Below are 1,312 nucleotides of genomic sequence, written 5' to 3' on the forward strand. Positions count from 1 at the left end.
GCCCCCGGCAGTGTGTGGTTCCAGGACATAGGAATGGCGTGTCTCAGGACATCGGAATAGGTGCGGCCCGCACCGTCGGCGTGTGTCGAAGGCGCGTTTGGTCATCACTGCTGTCGTTGAACAAGGACTGAGCCAGTCCGAGGTCGCACGTACCTACGGGGTGTCACAGAGCTGGATCTCCAAGCTGGTTAAGCGTTACCACCTCGAGGGCGACGCGGCGTTCGAGCCGCGATCACGACGGCCGCACACCAGCCCGGGTCGGTTGCCGCAGACCACCATCGACCTGATCGTGGCACTACGCATCGAGTTGGCTGGCAAAGGCCTCGACCACGGACCGCAGACCATTGCCTGGCATCTGCGTCACCACCACGGTCTGCAGGTGGCCACCAACACCATCGGTCGACACCTGCACGCCGCCGGATTGATCACGGCTCAACCACACAAACGCCCCAAGTCCTCCTACATCCGGTTCGCCGCCGAACAGCCCAACGAACGGTGGCAAGCTGACTTCACCCATTGGTGGCTGGCCGACCGCACCCACGTCGAAATCCTCGACTTCATCGACGACCATGCCCGCTATGCCCTCTCGGTCACCGCCCACCGTCGCGTCACCGGCGCCGTCGTTCTCGCAGAATTCCGTAAAACCATTGCCACCCATGGCATTCCGTACTCCACACTGACCGACAATGGGATGGTCTTCACCACCCGACTAGCTGGCGGCAAAGGCGGACGCAACGGATTTGAAGCCGAATTGCATCGCCTGGGCATTCGACAGATCAACTCCACCCCCAACCATCCGACCACCTGCGGAAAAGTAGAGCGCTTCCACCAAACCCTGAAGAAATGGCTCAAAGCACAACCGCGGGCCACCACCATCACCGAGCTCCAAGCCCAACTCGACGCCTTCGTCGACGAATACAACCACCGCCGACCTCACCGCAGCCTGGACCACCACGCGACCCCTACAGCGGCCTACACCGCCCGCCCCAAAGCCGACCCCGCAAACCGCACAGACACCCACAACCGCGTCCGCACCGACCGTGTCGACAAAGCCGGCACCATCACCGTGCGCACTGGCGGGCGCCTGCACCACATCGGAATCGGCCGAACCTACACCGGCACCCGAGTGCGAATACTCATCCAGGACCACCACATCACGGTCATCAACGCCGCCACCGCAGAAGTCCTCCGCGACTTCACCCTCGACCCCACCAGGGACTACCAACCCACCGGAGCACCCAAAGGCCCCAAACGGAAAAAGCTGTGAACCTAATGCAGGTTCACAGCTATTCCGATGTCCTGGGACATCACA

At 62.2% G+C, this 1,312-nt stretch carries 1 protein-coding gene; it reads left to right on the top strand.

Going from position 1 to position 1,312, the window contains the following annotated elements; all coding sequences use genetic code 11:
- Positions 1-82: 82 nt before the first annotated feature.
- Entirely contained in the window at positions 83-1,267 is a 1,185-nt protein-coding gene (locus tag CRM90_RS29945) for an IS481 family transposase (RefSeq protein WP_102810448.1), read from the top strand.
- Positions 1,268-1,312 lie beyond the last annotated feature (45 nt).

The organism is Mycobacterium sp. ENV421 (assembly GCF_002887815.1).
Classification (GTDB): domain Bacteria; phylum Actinomycetota; class Actinomycetes; order Mycobacteriales; family Mycobacteriaceae; genus Mycobacterium.